Below are 14101 nucleotides of genomic sequence, written 5' to 3'. Positions count from 1 at the left end.
GAACACTGTTCGTGTCAAGTACGATTGCCGGGTGCCGTCTGCCGCCATTCCCGCCCCACCGTGGCGGGCGCCGAAGAAGACCCCGGCCGCCCGCCAGCCCCTGAGCGCGGAGGCGGTGCTGAGCACGGCCCTGCGCCTCGTCGACAAGGACGGGCTCGACGCCCTGAGCATGCGGCGGGTGGCGCAGGAGCTGGGCACCGGCGCGGCGTCGCTCTACGCGTACTTCGCCAACAAGGACGAGCTGCTCGAGCAGCTGCTCGACCGGGTGGTCGGCGAGGCCCCGCTCCCGCGCGCGGACGCGCCCGACTGGCAGGCCGAGGTGAAGCGCAGCTGCTTCGCCAGCCGCAACGTGTTCTGCGCGCACCGCGACATCGCCAAGGTGGCCCGGGCCAACATCCCGACCGGGCCCAACTCGCTGCGGTACACCGAGGCGCTCCTCGCCGTGCTGCGCGGCGCCGGGATCCCGGACCACATCTGCGCCTGGGCGATGGACCAGATGTCCATGGTCATCATCGCGGACGCGATCGAGACGGCGATCCACGTCGAGCTGGGCCGGCGCACGGAGGCGGACGCGGCGCCGTACCTCAACCAGGTCCGCGACTACCTCGCCTCGCTGCCCGCCGACGAGTTCCCGAACCTGGTCGCCATCGCGCCGGCGATGATCGAGGGCAGCGGCGACGAGCGGTTCGCGTTCGCGCTCGACGTGATGCTCGACGGCCTGGCCCGCTACGCCCGCCCGGCGGGTGGTGCCGCGTGACCGCGATCGTCGGCCTGGTCCACCAGGGGACCGTCTACATCGGCGGGGACAGCGCGGGCGCCTCGGGCTGGAGCCTGACGGTCCGCGCCGACTCCAAGGTGTTCCACAACAACGGCTACCTCTTCGGCTTCACCACGTCCTTCCGGATGGGGCAGCTCATCCGGTACTCCCTCAAGCCCCCGAAACCCGTCGGTGACATCGAGCGCTTCATGGCGACGCGGTTCATCGACACCGTCCGGGACTGCCTGAAGGCGGGCGGCTGGGCGCGGCGGGACAGCGAGCGCGAGGAGGGCGGCACCTTCCTGGTGGGCGTGAAGGGCCGGCTGTTCACGGTGCACGACGACTACCAGGTGGCCGAGGCGGCCGACGGGTACGCCGCGGTCGGCGTCGGCGACGAGATCGCGCTCGGCGCCCTGTTCGCCACCGCGCAGTCCCGCATGGCGCCGCAGCGGCGGGTCGAAACGGCGTTACGGGCCGCGGAGCGGTTCAGCGCCGGCGTCCGCGGCCCGTTCGTGTGCCTGTCCCAGCCGCCGAACATCGCGTCCGGCGGCTGAGCGACTCCGCTACTTCAGCAGCGACTGCGCGCGGTCGCGCACGTCGCCGTACACCTTCCGGACGCCCTCGGCGGGAATCGCCGTCGCCTCGGTCGCGGACACCGGCCACTCCGGCGCCTCGGCCGAGCCCTTGAGCGCCCAGGCGGCCTGGCGGGCCGCGCCGAGGGCCACGTACTCCCCCGGCGCCGGCACGCTGACCGGCACCCCGAGCAGCCCCGGCGCGATCGAGCGGACCGCCGCCGACGCGGCCGCGCCGCCGATGAGCAGCACCCGCTCGACCGGCACGCCGAGCGCGCGGACGGCGTCGAGCCCGTCGGCCAGGCCGCAGAGCATGCCCTCGTACGCCGCGCGGGCCAGGTTGGCCGGCCCGGCGTTCGCCCGGGTGAGCCCGTTGAGCAGGCCGCGCGCGCCGGGCAGGTTGGGCGTCCGCTCCCCGTCGAGGTACGGCAGCAGCGTCAGCCCGCCCGCCCCCGGCTCGGCCGACAGCGCGAGCTCGTCCAACGTGGACAGTGACACCCCGAGCAGGTTCGCGGCGGCCGTGAGCACCCGGGCCGCGTTCAGCGTCGCGACCAGCGGCAGGTGCCGCCCGCTGGCGTCGGCGAACCCGGCGACGGTACCGCTGGCATCGGCCACCGGCGCCGCGCTGACCCCGAACACCGTGCCCGAGGTGCCCAGCGACACCACGAGGTCCCCCGGCCGCAGGCCCAGCCCGAGCGCGGCGGCCATGTTGTCCCCGGTGCCCGGCGCGAGCAGTGCCCCGTCCGCGGTCTCGCCGACCACCTCGGCCGGCCCGGCCACGCGGGGCAGCGCGAGGTCGCGGCCGAACGCCAGCCGGACCAGGTCGGTCCGGTACTCGCCGGTGGTGGGCGACCAGTAGCCGGTACCGGACGCGTCGCCTCGGTCGGTGGTGAGTTCCCCACCGACGTTGAGCAGCGAGGTGATCCAGTCGTGGGGCAGCACGACGGCGGCCGCGCGCGCCGCCACGGAAGGCTCGTGCCGCGCGACCCAGCGCAGCTTGGTGACGGTGAAGCTCGCGACCGGCACCAGCCCGACGGCCGCGGCCCAGCCCGCCGCGCCGTCCGGCAGCTCGGCGATGAGGTCCTCGGCCGCGCCGGCGGAGCGGGTGTCGTTCCACAGCAGCGCGTCGCGGACCACGTTCCCGGCCTCGTCCAGCAGCACCATGCCGTGCTGCTGGCCCCCGACACCGATGGCCGCGACCCCGTCGAGCAGGCCGCCCGCGGTCGCCTCCCGAAACGCGGTCCACCAGTGCGCGGGCGCGACCTCGGTGCCGTCCGGGTGGGCGGCGCGGCCCTCCCGGACGACGGCCCCGGTGTCGGCGTCGCAGACGAGAACCTTCGTCGACTGGGTCGACGTGTCCACCCCCGCGACGAGGGTCATGAACGCACGCCGAGCAGGTGCTCCATGGCGAGCTGGTCGAGCACCTCGAAGGCACCGCCGCGGGCGGCGAGCTTGTCGACGTCGAACTCCTCCTCGCGCAGCGACGCGATGGTCTCGCCCTCGGCCAGGGTCGGCTGGCGCAGCTCCTCGACGCGCGCCGCCTCCAGGGCCGCGGCCACCTCGGGGTCGGCGCGGAAGGAGCGGACCCGGTCGCGCAGGATGAGGTAGTTGCGCATGCAGGCGCGGGCCGTCTCCCACACGCCGTCGTAGTCCTCGGTGCGCGGGGGCTTGTAGTCGAAGTGCCGGTAGCCGGTGTACCCGCCGGTCTCGAGCACGTCCACCGTCCAGAACGCGCCGCGCAGGTTGCCGGCGCCGAAGCGCAGGTCCTGGTCGAAGCGCGGGCCGTGCTGGCCGTTGAGGTCGATGTGGAACAGCTTGCCGTGCCACAGCGCCTGGGCGATGCCGTGGGCGAAGTTCAGCCCGGCCATCTCCTCGTGGCCGACCTCGGGGTTCAGGCCCACGCGGTCGGGCTCGTCCAGCGTCGCGATGAGCGCGAGGGCGTGGCCGATGGTCGGGAGCAGGATGTCGCCCCGGGGCTCGTTCGGCTTGGGTTCCAGGGCGAAGCGGATGTCGTACCCCTGCTCGCGCACGTACTGGCACAGCAGGTTGAGGCCCTCGCGGTACCGGTCGAGGGCGGCCGCCACGTCCTTGGCCCCACCGGACTCGGCGCCCTCGCGGCCACCCCAGAGCACGTAGGTCTCCGCGCCCAGCTCGGCGGCGAGGTCGATGTTGCGCAGCACCTTCTTGATGGCGAAGCGCCGCACCGCGCGGTCGTTCGAGGTGAACCCGCCGTCCTTGAAGATCGGGTGGCTGAACAGGTTCGTGGTGACCATCTCGACGCGGACGCCGGTCTCGCCGAGCGCGTCCTTGAAGCGCCCGATGAGCTTGTCGCGGGTGGCGTCGTCGCTGCCGAACGGGAACAGGTCGTCGTCGTGGAACGTGACGGCGGCGGCACCGAGGTCCGACAGGCGGTGCACGGCCTCGACCGAGTCGAGCGGCGCGCGGGTCGGCCCGCCGAACACGTCCTGGGCCTGCCAGCCGACGGTCCACAGCCCGAAGCTGAACTTGTCCTCGCGGGTGGGCTGGTAATCGTTCATGAGGTACCTCTTCGAGGGCGGGGTGTTGGCGGATGCGGGGCCCACGTTACGCCGCGCCAACCGGTTTGTTCAAGATAAGAACTAACCTCGAATCAGGCCCGGAACACGACCCGGTAGTAGGTCTCGGAGTGCTGCAGGGCCAGCAGCACCGCGCCGCGCACCTCCGCGTCCGGGCCGAGCTTCGACGCGCGGATCTCGACCCCGCGCAGCGCCGGCGCGAGCGTGTGCCGGGCCGCGGCCGCGCGCAGCGGCTCCAGCAGCAGGTCGCCGATCGCGGCCAGCCCGCCCCCGACCACGACGAGCGCCGGGTTGTACGCGTTGATGAGCCACGACGCCGCCAGCCCCAGGTACTCGCCGACCTCCTCGATGACCCGCCGCGCGGTCGCGTCCCCGGCGAGCGCGGCCGCGGTCACCTCGCGGGCGTCGAGGCCGTCCAGCCCCGCCCGCTGCGCCGCGCGCACGATCGCCGGACCCGACGCCAGGGTCTCCAGGCAGCCGACCTTGCCGCAGTTGCAGGGCTCGGTGTTGCCCGGCACCGCGTTGTGCCCGATCTCGCCCGCGGTCCCGCCGACCCCGTGGAACACCCGCCCGTCCGTCAGGATGCCCGCCGAGAGACCGGTTCCGCTGTACAGCAACGCGAGGTCCCCCACCCGCTCCCCCGCACCCTCCAGGTTCTCGGCGACGGCGGCGGCCTGTCCCGCGTTGTGCACGTACACCGGCGCATTGCCGAGCTCGGCCGCGAGCAGGTCCCGGACCGGCACGTCCCGCCAGCCCAGGTTCGGGGCCAGCAGGCAGACGCCGGTGTGGAAGTCGGTGAGCCCCGGCAGCACCGCGCCCACCGCCGCGATCTTCGCCCCGGGGATGTCGGCCTTCGCGATGGCGTCCCTGGCCTCGGCGGCGACGGTGTGCAGCACCTCGGCCGGCGCGGTGGTGCGGTCCGGCGTCGGCAGCTCGCGGCGGGCGACCTCCTCGCCGGTCGCGTCGCCGATCGCGATCGTGGTGCGCCGGGCCCCGATGTGCACCCCGACGACGAGCAGCGAGCGGGCGTTGAACTCGAGCAGGATCGGCGGCCGCCCGCCGCTGACCGCGGTCGAGCCGGGCCCGATCTCGCGCACGAGCCCCTCGGCGATGAGCTCGTCGACGATCGCCGACACGGTGGGCTTGGCCAATGTCGTGGAGCGCGCGATGCTCGCCCGCGACACCGGCCCGCCCTCCTTGACCAGCGCGAGCACGAGCGAGCGGTTGACCTCGCGCATGACGTTGTGGTCGGCGCCCCGCCGCGGCTCATCGGTTCGCATAATCCGACAACGCTACCCCGGCGATCACCCGCGGGCGGGCGCCCTACATTGGTAGCGGACATGCAATGCCACCAGCCCGGCCGGAAAGGCAGCCTTTCGATGCACATCTCGGCGCGCGGGGACTACGCGGTTCGCGCCTCCCTCGGGCTCGCGGCGGCCTACCCCGCGGTGGTCTCGGCCGCGGGCCTGGCCGACGAGCAGGACATGCCCCGCAAGTTCCTCGAGGCCGTCCTGGGCGACCTGCGCCGGGCCGGCCTGGTCCGCGGCCAGCGCGGCGTCGACGGCGGCTACGTGCTCACCCGCCAGCCCTCGGAGATCATGGTCGGCGACGTGCTGCGCGCGGTCGACGGCCCGCTGGCCGAGGTGCGCGGGGTGCGCCCCGAGGAGGCCATGTACTCCGGCACCGCCGAGCACCTGCAGCAGCTCTGGGTCGCGGTACGCGCCGCCGTGCGCAACGTCCTCGACGAGGTCAGCCTGGCCGACGTGGTCCGCGGCCGGATGCCCGCCCACGTGCGCCGCCTGACCACCCCGCCGGCCGCCTGGCAGCCCCGCTGATCTTCCCGTTTGCCGTCACCCCGCGCGGCGGGCGCCCTACGCTCGGCTTATGTCGACGAAGGCGCACGATCCCTACCTGCAGGCGGCCGAGGGTTTCCTGCACAGCATCCGGGCCGAGCTGGACATGGCCGACGACCTGGAGATGGACCGGACGCTGCGGGTCACCCAGACGTACGCCCTGGTGAGCATCGCCCGCTCCCTGAACGAGCTGAGCGAGCGCGGTGCCTTCGGCGACCACGACCCGCTGCTGGCCTCAGCCGCGGCGCTCCACGGCTAGCCCGCTCACGTACTCGGCGGCGGTCCTGCCGGCGTCGGCGAGGTCGGCGTCGACCACGGCGAGGCCCGGGTCGACCGGGGCGGCGGCGAGCTCGGTCAGCAGCTCGCGCAGGTGCCGGGTGGCCGCGTCGGCCTGGGGCTGAACGCCCGCGGTGACCACCGTGACGGCGGTGATGTCCTTGAGCCCGGCCGCCGGCAGCTGGTCCAGCAGCACCTTCAACACGCCCGTGAAGCTTCCCTTGTACGTCGGGGTCGCCACCACCAGCACGCTCGCCCGCTGCAGCGTGGCGACGGCGCCGGCCACGGTACCGTCGCCGGGTTGCAGCAGTCGCGGGCCGAGCTCGCTGACGTCGATCGTGCGGGGCGCGGCCAGCCCGAGCCGGGTGGCGAGCGCGCCGCCGACCTCCTCGGCCAGGTGCAGGGTGCGCGAGTGCGGGCGGGGGTTTCCGGAGACGACGACGATCACCGGCCGATCCTATCGGCTACTCAACCGATAGGAAATAGCGGCTTTTAGACCCAGGCGCGCGGGTCGGCGACCAGGTCGCGCACCCGCTCGGGCAGCTCGCCGGTCACCACGTCCTCGATCGTCACGGTCTCCAGGATCAGGCGCTCGTTGGCCCGCAGCGCGATCCAGACGTCCTGCAGGGACTGGGCGGCGCCGTGGTACCCGAGCTCCTCCGGACGCTGCCCGCGCACGTTGGCCAGCGGGCCGTCGATCACGCGGATGATCTCGGCCAGGGAGATCTCGGCCGCCGGGCGGGCCAGCCGGTAGCCGCCCTCCGGGCCGCGCTGGGCCACCACGATCCCGCCGCGGCGCAGCTGCAGCAGGATGCTCTCCAGGAACTTCGGGGGAATCTGCTGCGCGGAGGCGAGGCGGTCGGCCGTCACCAGCTTGCCGTCGGCCGACGTCGCCGCCAGCTCCGCCACCGCGCGAAGCGCATAGTCAACTCGGGCCGAAAGCCGCATGAGCTCATCCTCCCACGCGGCGCAACAGGCCTTCTTGCACCGTGGTCGCGATGTGCCGGCCGTCCCTGGTGAACATCCGCCCCGTCGCGAGGCCGCGGGCGCCGGACGCCGACGGGCTGGAGCTGTCGTAGAGGAACCACTCGTCGGCGCGGAAGGGCCGGTGGAACCACATGGCGTGGTCCAGGCTCGCGCCGATGAAGCCGCCCGGTCCCCAGACCGCCCCGTGGGCCGAGAGCACCGAGTCGAGCAGCGTCAGGTCGGAGGCGAAGGCGAGTACACACGTGTGCAGCACCGGATCGTCGGGCAGCTTGCCGTCCAGGCGCATCCACACGCGCTGGCGCGGCTCGGCGGGACGGTCGCCGGGGGCCACCCAGCCGGGCTCGCCCACGTAGCGCACGTCGATCGGGCGGGGCATGACGGCCCACACGCCGGCCCGGTCCTCGTAACCGGCGAGGCGCTCGGCCATCGTCGGTACCTCGTCGGGCCCCGGCACGTCCGGCGGCGCCGGCTCGGCGTGGTCCAGCCCCTCCTCCGGCCGGTGGAAGGAGGCCGACATGAAGAAGATCACCTTGCCGTGCTGCTCCGCGACCGAGCGGCGCACCGAGAACGAGCGGCCGTCGCGGATGTTCTCCACCGCGTAGGTGATGGGCACGTCGGGGTCGCCGGGGCGGACGAAGTACCCATGGAGGGAATGCACTGTGCGCTCGCGATCGACGGTGCGTCCGGCGGCGACCAGGGCCTGAGCGGCCACCTGGCCGCCGTAAACGCGCTGGGGGCCGTCCGGCGGGCTGATGCCCTTGAACCGGTCGTCCCCCAGCGCCTCGAGATCCAGCAGCCGGACGAGATCGTCCACTGCTTCCTGCCCACCAGCCAGTTCGGTCACGCTCTTATTGTGAGAGCACTCCGAGCTGGTGGACACGCAGGGTGTTCGTGGAGCCGGGCGTCCCGGGCGGGGAGCCCGCCACGATGACCACGTCGTCGCCGGGCGCGAGCCACGGCAGGCCGACGAGGGCCAGGTCCACCTGCTTGAACATCTCGTCCGTGTGCTCCACGAACGGCACGTCGAAGGTCTGCACGCCCCAGCTCAGCGTGAGCTGGTTGCGCACCGTCGGCTCCGGGGTGAAGGCCAGCAGCGGCAGCTCGCAGTGCAGGCGGGCCAGGCGGCGCACGGTGTCGCCGGTCTGGGAGAACGCCACGAGCGCCTTCGCGCCGATGTTGCGCGCGATGTTGGACGCGGCCGAGGTGAGCGCGCCGCCGCGGGTGCGGGGGTCGTGCTGCAGGCGCGGCACGGTGAGCGCGCCGCCCTCGGTCGTGGCGACGATGCGGGCCATGGTGGAGACCGTCAGGATGGGGTACTTCCCGACGCTCGTCTCCCCCGACAGCATGACCGCGTCGGCGCCGTCGAGCACCGCGTTGGCCACGTCGGACGCCTCGGCCCGGGTCGGCCGCGCGTTCTCGATCATCGAGTCGAGCATCTGCGTCGCCACGATGACCGGCTTGGCCTGCTCGCGGCAGAGCTGCACGGCGCGCTTCTGCACCAGCGGCACCTGCTCGAGCGGCATCTCCACGCCCAGGTCACCCCGGGCGACCATGACGCCGTCGAACGCGTTGACGATGGCCTCGAGGGCGGCGACCGCCTCGGGCTTCTCGACCTTGGCGATGACGGGCCGGCGGATGCCCTCCTCCTCCATGATCTCGTGGACGAGCTTGATGTCGTCCGGCGAGCGCACGAAGGACAGCGCGATCCAGTCGGCGCCCAGGCGCAGCGCGAAGCGCAGGTCCTCGGCGTCCTTCTCCGACAGCGCGGGCACGCTCACGGCCACGTTCGGCAGCGAGACGCCCTTGTTGTTGGAGACCATGCCGCCCTCGGTGACGAGGACGGTGATGTCGTTGCCAGTGACCGCGGTCACCTCGACGGCGACCTTGCCGTCGTCGATGAGCAGCCGGTCGCCGGCCTTCACTTCCTGCGGAAGCTTCTTGTAGGTGCAGGACACCCGGTCGGCGGTGCCGATGATGTCGTCGCTGGTGATGACGGCCGTCTTACCGGCCGCCCACTCGTGCGGTCCGTCTGCGAAGCGGCCGAGACGGATCTTCGGACCCTGCAGGTCCGCGAGGATGCCCACGGGGCGGCCGGCGCCGATGGCGGCCTCCCGAACAAGGTTGTACACCGAGGCGTGGTCCTCGTGGCTACCGTGGCTGAAGTTGAGCCGCGCGACGTCCATACCGGCGTCGACTAGGCCACGGAGCCGCTCAGCCGACGACGTGGCCGGGCCGAGCGTACAGACGATTTTGGCGCGTCGAGTCACACCCCTGAGGCTAGCCCCTCCACCACGGCGCGTTATCGCTGCCCCAGCCCACCTCCATCAGTTGAGACGGCGTCCATCTCCCCGTTCCCGCTCCTTTCCGAGCGGTTACTGTTCAGGACCGGTGAACGCCTCGGCGCGCGCCCGCCCGTCCACGCTGTGGCTGAACACCCGCGAGTCACCGTCGGTGGTGAGCGTCTGCCCGGTCAGCGTCGCGTGCAGCGGCATCTGCGAGGTCATCTCCGCCCGTACCTTCGGCAGCGCCCCCGGATGGGTGTCACGCAGCCAGGTGACGAGATGCTCGCGCACGAAGCACCGCAGGTCCCACAACTTCGGCGCGTCGGTGGCACTCACGAGCGCCCGCAGCTGCATGGCACTGCCGGTGGCCTCGATCACCTGGAGCACGGAGACCCGCCCGTCCCACAGGTCGGTGGACTCCAGCGCCCGCCGCAGCTCCTCCCGCATCTCGGGCACCGGCAGCCACCAGTCGACATCGAACATCACCGCGCCCAGCAACGCGGAATCGGTCCGGGTCCAGTTCTCGAACGGCTTCTCGGTGAAGTACGACGTGGGCAGGATCAGCCGGCGGTCGTCCCACACGTGCACGACCACGTAGGACAGCGTGATCTCCTGAACCCGCCCCCACTCCTTCTCCACGATGATCACGTCCCCCAGCCGTACGGCATCGCTGAAGGCAAGCTGCAACCCCGCGAACACGTTCCGCAGCACGCTCTGCGCCGCCAGACCGGCGATGATCCCGGCGAACCCGGCACTGGCCAGCACGGACGTCCCGACCAGCCGGGCCTGCGGAAACGTCATGAGCATCACGGCCCCGGCAAGCACCGCGACGATGGCGACGGTCACCCGCCGAATCATCACGACCTGCGTATGCACCCGCCGAGCCGTCCGGTTGTCCGGCACATCGGTCCGGAACCGCGAAAGCGCCGCATCCTCGGCCACCACGAGCAACGCGGCGAGCAGCCAGGCCGCGGTACCGATGATGATCAGTTGATCGGCGTGCAGAAACGTATGCCGCCACGAGGCCTCGTCGGCGCTGGCCCGCACCGCGAAGTAGACGGCACACAGCACCAGCACCCATTGGGTGGGCCGATGCGCCTTCCCCGCCAATTCCGTGACCAGCGAGCCCTGCCGCCCCACGCGCAGCAGCACCTTGTGCACAATGTGTACCGCGAGCAACGCCAGGAGCGCGGCCCCGAGCGCAATGGCCAGCGGCATGAGCGTGTCAAAGACCGTATCCCGCATTCTGCGCGCCTTACCCGCGACGGGTGATCCCCACACCACCAGGCAAGGTGATCAAAATCGCGACGCCCTCCGCCGCAACGCCACCCCCACCACGACGCCCCCAAGCACCACGCCACCAGCGACAATCCACCAAACCCCGCCCGTTTTCCGAGGCGCTGCAGCCCCGCCGGACCCCACACTTACCGAGGGCGACTCGGGGGCGATTTCCATGGTGAGCGCACCGACGGGGTCGACGATCCCGAACCCGAACTCGTCGTCGCGGCCGGGCTTTCCTTTGTCGATCGCGGTCGCCGTGATCCGCCGCACGACCTCGGGACCGGACAGCGCGGGATACTTCGCCCGGACGAGCGCCACAACCCCAGCCACAATCGCCGTGGCATCACTCGTCCCGGTGGCGGTCATGTACTTGCCGCCCAGCCGGGTCGACGCGATGTCGACAGCGGGCGCGGCGATCACCACCTCCGGCCCGGACACCGAGATCGCGGCATGATTCCCGTCGCGATCCGTTCCGGCGACGGCCAGCACCCCGGGAAGGTTCGCCGGAAACGCCACCGCCTTCGCCGCCGGGGCATTGCCGACCGCGGCGACCACCACGACGTCCGCCCGCAGCGCCCGCTCGACGGCCTCTCGCAGCTGCGCGCTCGCCCCCGCGCCGCCGGCGACGCAGACGACCTTGGCACCGTGCCCGACCGCCCAGTCGATCCCGGCCGCGAGAAAGGCCGGGTTCCCGTTGCCGTCCTCGTTCCGAAGCGTCTGCAGCGGCAGGATCATCGCCTTCGGCGCGATACCGAGAATCCCGCCACCGCCGGGAAGCCCCCGCCCAGCGATGAGCCCGGCCATGGCGGTCCCGTGGCCGATGAAGTCGCCGGTCCCGTCGGACTGCTCGTTGCCCTCCCCGAAGCCCTTCCCCGGCAGCAGCGCCCCGGCCAGTTCGGCGTGCTTGGTGTCGACCCCGGTGTCGGGCAGCGCCACCACGACGCCCTCGCCCTGACTGACCTCGTGCGCCTCGGCGATCCGAAGCGCCGCCAGATGCCACTCCTGATCCCGGACGGTGTCGGCCCGGGCGGGCGAGGCACCGGTCACCAGCACCGCGACGATCGCGGCGAGGCAGGCGCCCGCCCGGCCGAGCCAGGCGATCAACGGTCGATCCCCAGCACGCCCGGCCCGGGGTCGTGGCGTAATGGTTCGGCCGGCGCCTCGATGATGGGAGGCACTCCCTCGCGCACCGCCCACACTTCGTTGCCGTCCGACTCGTTGCGCCGCGCGCGTCGGCGGTCGGCGTACTGCTCATAGGAACGATCGCGGTAGCCGCCGGCACCGGCCGCCGTCCCGCGCCGCACGCTCTGCGGGGCCGCAGCACCCGATCGCGGGACCCCGCCCGTCATCGGCACCGCCGTGGGCGGCCCGGCGGTCGCGGCGCCCGGGCGCGGGGCACTGATCACGCCTCCGGGCCCGAGGACGCCGGGACGAACGCCAACGCCGCCGGGTGTGGCCGGCGGCAGAACCGTGGACCCGTGGCCTCCGACGCTCCCGAACGGAGCGAGGGGCGGGCCCGGTGGCGCACCGACGTTCGCAACGCTTGTGGAGACACCCGGCTCCCGCGTCAGCGTCAGCCCGTCGCCCAGGTCGACCCCGTCGCGCGGGCCGTTTCCGGGTGAGGGCGACGGCGGGTCGAACACCGGCGCCTGCAGCACCGCCGACCGGCCCCGGCCCGCTCTCGGGAAGCCGGAGGGACGGCCGGGGCCGCCGGCGCCGGGCGCCTGTTCGACTTGGATCGCCGACCCCTGCTCGTCGAAGCGCTGGTACGCCGGCGGGGACACATTGATCTGCTCGGCCGCGCCGACGATCCGCGCGTCGGCGGCGATCAGCGCGTCGCGGCCCCGCTGGTCGAGTTCGGCGTTCTTCAGGTCGTCCGTGACCAGGTTCTGGCCCTGCCGCAACGGATACCTCGCCAGCAGCGACTCGAGCCGGCCGCGGACCACGCGGATCGCGGCGTAGGTCTCGTCGACGCCGATGGAGATCCGGCGCGCCGCGTCGGCCGTCTGCGTCATCACGTCGATCATGTCGTTGATGCGGCCGACGAAGGCCCACGCCGCCTCGCTGCGGTCCGGTGGCCAGCCCGCGATCAGGCGGTCACGGTGCACCCGGAGGTTGACACACTCCTGCTCCAACGCGGTCCGCAGCCGGTTCAACGTGGTGATGTGGGTGAACCCGTCCTCCGGATTCTCGCCCTGCACGATCTGCCAGAGTTCCGGGAGCCTGAAGTCCTTGTACGTCTCCACCGTCAGATCGCCCGGCCCGTCCGGCGGTCGACGGCATGGAGATCCGCGGCCACATCGGCACGCCCGTCGCCCAGTGCGACGCCGACCTGGTCGGCGCTCAGGACGTCCGCCGACTCGTACGCCTCGGCAATGCTGTGGGCCGCCTTCGCCATGACCGCGCCGTTGTACAGCAGCGTCTCCATGACCGCGAAGATCTCCTGCAGCCGCGTGAAGTAGTCGCTCGCCGCCCGCCGGACGTCCTCGTTCACCGCACGGGTGCCGAACACCGGCGTCGCGGCGAAGAGATCGAGGGTCTGCACCGTCTCCGCGGAGAGGTGGACGTCCAGGTCGTGCTGGAAGTCGAGGCCGAAGGTGTGAACCGCCCTCGGGTCGACCACGAAGCCGTGCTGATCACCCATCGCGGCCTCCCCGCCACGAAGTGCATCGGACACGCCGACCGTAGCCGAGCCGGCCCCAAGCCGGCCGCCCCGAAGTGCGCAGGCGAAAGTACGCGCAAATCGGTCACCAAGGCCACATCGGCGTGGTCGGTTGCGGGAGTGGGTTGGTCCAGCCCGGGAAGGGGTTTCGCGTGCCCGGGAACGGGTTCGCCGAGTCCGTGGGCGTCGGCGCGGGGAACCCGGGAGCGGCCGGCGCAGCCACAGAACCGTGCCCCGCCGGCATGTCACAAGCGTCCAGGCTGTTGTCGTACCCCCCGAAGAACGAAGACTCCCGCTGCTCCGGCGACCCGTGCGCCCCCTCCTGGAACCAGGGCTCGTCCGGCGGATCCCCCACGGAAACCAGGCCGGCCTTCAGTTCCTCCACGTCGCCCGTGTCGAGCGTCAGGTCGCCCGTCTTGATGGAGTCGCCGATCATGGCGCCCGAGAAGCAGTCCGCCTGCAGTTCCTGGTAGATCGTGAACTGGTACTGGATCCCCAGGCGCTGCTGGATTCCGTGGCCGTACTCGTGGCCCAGCAGATAGAACACGAAAGCGTCGCCCATGTCGTTGTAGACCTGCTCCGACCAGTTGCGGTCGTAGGCGATGAAGTCGCCGATCGGGCAGTAGGCCGCGTTCTGCGCCGGAATGGGCTGGGTCCCGCAGGAGATCTGGCCGTCCACGACGTACGGGATGATCTTCGAGATGGGGTGGAAACCCACGATCTTCGCGCCCCAGTAGTGCTCCGCCACGCGGATGGCGATGTTCAGGTCCGTGGTGAAGCCGCCGTAGGAGTCGGCGTGCGCCGAGCGGGCGGGGAGCCAGTACAAAACGGCCAGGAGGATAAGGAGCGACAGGCGAGGGGGTCGTTTCATGGCCG

The 14101-nt window shown here is 72.2% G+C and carries 16 protein-coding genes; 4 read left to right on the top strand and 12 right to left on the bottom strand.

The features are described from left to right. Positions 1-31 precede the first annotated feature (31 nt). A complete protein-coding gene (locus ACQPZ4_RS08950) occupies positions 32-757 on the top strand; it encodes a TetR/AcrR family transcriptional regulator (RefSeq protein ID WP_433057799.1) in 726 nt (241 codons plus the stop codon). Next, positions 754-1311, top strand: a complete 558-nt coding sequence (locus tag ACQPZ4_RS08945; protein ID WP_433057797.1) for a hypothetical protein — start codon at positions 754-756, stop codon at positions 1309-1311. Before ACQPZ4_RS08950 ends, ACQPZ4_RS08945 begins: the two co-directional genes overlap by 4 nt. 9 nt (positions 1312-1320) lie before the next feature. Here ACQPZ4_RS08945 and xylB read toward each other — a convergent pair whose 3' ends face one another. The 3 genes from xylB to ACQPZ4_RS08930 form a co-directional block, all read right to left on the bottom strand. Next, the gene (xylB, locus tag ACQPZ4_RS08940; RefSeq protein ID WP_433057796.1) at positions 1321-2709 is read right to left on the bottom strand and encodes a xylulokinase; all 1389 of its coding nucleotides are present in this window, start codon (positions 2707-2709) and stop codon (positions 1321-1323) included. After that, positions 2706-3866 (bottom strand): xylose isomerase, encoded by a 1161-nt coding sequence (gene xylA, locus ACQPZ4_RS08935; protein WP_433057794.1) that lies wholly within the window; start codon positions 3864-3866, stop codon positions 2706-2708. Before xylA ends, xylB begins: the two co-directional genes overlap by 4 nt. Before the next feature lie 92 nt (positions 3867-3958). Beyond that, positions 3959-5164, bottom strand: coding sequence for an ROK family protein (locus ACQPZ4_RS08930; protein WP_433057792.1), 1206 nt, complete (start codon positions 5162-5164; stop codon positions 3959-3961). Between the two features lie 99 nt (positions 5165-5263). Between ACQPZ4_RS08930 and ACQPZ4_RS08925 the strand changes: the two genes are divergently transcribed. Further along, the gene (locus ACQPZ4_RS08925; RefSeq protein WP_223102116.1) at positions 5264-5719 is read left to right on the top strand and encodes an RrF2 family transcriptional regulator; all 456 of its coding nucleotides are present in this window, start codon (positions 5264-5266) and stop codon (positions 5717-5719) included. A 49-nt stretch (positions 5720-5768) separates the two neighbouring features. Continuing rightward, on the top strand, positions 5769-5996 hold the full coding sequence (locus ACQPZ4_RS08920; RefSeq protein ID WP_433057791.1) for a hypothetical protein: 228 nt from the start codon (positions 5769-5771) through the stop codon (positions 5994-5996). Here the strand turns inward: ACQPZ4_RS08920 and ACQPZ4_RS08915 are convergent. From ACQPZ4_RS08915 to ACQPZ4_RS08875, 9 genes are all read right to left on the bottom strand, one after another. Beyond that, positions 5973-6461 (bottom strand): NADPH-dependent FMN reductase, encoded by a 489-nt coding sequence (locus ACQPZ4_RS08915; RefSeq protein ID WP_433057789.1) that lies wholly within the window; start codon positions 6459-6461, stop codon positions 5973-5975. The two genes, ACQPZ4_RS08920 and ACQPZ4_RS08915, sit on opposite strands and share 24 nt — an antisense overlap. A gap of 44 nt (positions 6462-6505) precedes the next feature. Next, positions 6506-6961 carry an RrF2 family transcriptional regulator gene (locus tag ACQPZ4_RS08910; RefSeq protein ID WP_433057787.1) on the bottom strand — a complete coding sequence of 152 codons (456 nt, stop codon included), beginning with the start codon at positions 6959-6961 and terminating at the stop codon, positions 6506-6508. A 4-nt stretch (positions 6962-6965) separates the two neighbouring features. Further along, on the bottom strand, positions 6966-7835 hold the full coding sequence (locus ACQPZ4_RS08905) for an acyl-CoA thioesterase (RefSeq protein WP_433066402.1): 870 nt from the start codon (positions 7833-7835) through the stop codon (positions 6966-6968). 13 nt (positions 7836-7848) lie between these two features. Next, a complete protein-coding gene (gene pyk / locus ACQPZ4_RS08900) occupies positions 7849-9303 on the bottom strand; it encodes a pyruvate kinase (protein ID WP_433066399.1) in 1455 nt (484 codons plus the stop codon). A gap of 69 nt (positions 9304-9372) precedes the next feature. Beyond that, positions 9373-10500, bottom strand: a complete 1128-nt coding sequence (locus ACQPZ4_RS08895) for a mechanosensitive ion channel family protein (RefSeq protein WP_433057785.1) — start codon at positions 10498-10500, stop codon at positions 9373-9375. A 78-nt stretch (positions 10501-10578) separates the two neighbouring features. Continuing rightward, a complete protein-coding gene (locus ACQPZ4_RS08890) occupies positions 10579-11667 on the bottom strand; it encodes a S8 family serine peptidase (RefSeq protein WP_433057784.1) in 1089 nt (362 codons plus the stop codon). Beyond that, positions 11664-12809, bottom strand: coding sequence for a hypothetical protein (locus ACQPZ4_RS08885; protein ID WP_433057782.1), 1146 nt, complete (start codon positions 12807-12809; stop codon positions 11664-11666). The genes ACQPZ4_RS08890 and ACQPZ4_RS08885 overlap by 4 nt, the downstream gene beginning before the upstream one ends. Positions 12810-12811: 2 nt before the next feature. Continuing rightward, positions 12812-13207 carry a hypothetical protein gene (locus ACQPZ4_RS08880; RefSeq protein WP_433057780.1) on the bottom strand — a complete coding sequence of 132 codons (396 nt, stop codon included), beginning with the start codon at positions 13205-13207 and terminating at the stop codon, positions 12812-12814. A gap of 103 nt (positions 13208-13310) precedes the next feature. Beyond that, on the bottom strand, positions 13311-14096 hold the full coding sequence (locus ACQPZ4_RS08875) for a neutral zinc metallopeptidase (protein WP_433057778.1): 786 nt from the start codon (positions 14094-14096) through the stop codon (positions 13311-13313). Positions 14097-14101 lie beyond the last annotated feature (5 nt).

It is taken from the genome of Dactylosporangium sp. CS-033363 (genome assembly GCF_050942475.1).
Classification (GTDB): Bacteria; Actinomycetota; Actinomycetes; order Mycobacteriales; family Micromonosporaceae; genus Dactylosporangium.
The sequence above is the reverse complement of the archived record's forward strand: the minus strand, read 5'-3'. Positions and strand labels throughout refer to the sequence as shown.

Bases quoted from the DNA above. Each gene is read 5' to 3' on its own strand.
- ACQPZ4_RS08910 (WP_433057787.1), bottom strand. From the start codon at position 6,961: ATGCGGCTTTCGGCCCGAGTTGACTATGCGCTTCGCGCGGTGGCGGAG.
- ACQPZ4_RS08895 (WP_433057785.1), bottom strand. From the start codon at position 10,500: ATGCCGCTGGCCATTGCGCTCGGGGCCGCGCTCCTGGCGTTGCTCGCG.
- ACQPZ4_RS08875 (WP_433057778.1), bottom strand. From the start codon at position 14,096: ATGAAACGACCCCCTCGCCTGTCGCTCCTTATCCTCCTGGCCGTTTTG.
- ACQPZ4_RS08930 (WP_433057792.1), bottom strand. From the start codon at position 5,164: ATGCGAACCGATGAGCCGCGGCGGGGCGCCGACCACAACGTCATGCGC.
- xylA (WP_433057794.1), bottom strand. From the start codon at position 3,866: ATGAACGATTACCAGCCCACCCGCGAGGACAAGTTCAGCTTCGGGCTG.
- xylB (WP_433057796.1), bottom strand. From the start codon at position 2,709: ATGACCCTCGTCGCGGGGGTGGACACGTCGACCCAGTCGACGAAGGTT.
- ACQPZ4_RS08925 (WP_223102116.1), top strand. From the start codon at position 5,264: ATGCACATCTCGGCGCGCGGGGACTACGCGGTTCGCGCCTCCCTCGGG.
- ACQPZ4_RS08880 (WP_433057780.1), bottom strand. From the start codon at position 13,207: ATGGGTGATCAGCACGGCTTCGTGGTCGACCCGAGGGCGGTTCACACC.
- ACQPZ4_RS08920 (WP_433057791.1), top strand. From the start codon at position 5,769: ATGTCGACGAAGGCGCACGATCCCTACCTGCAGGCGGCCGAGGGTTTC.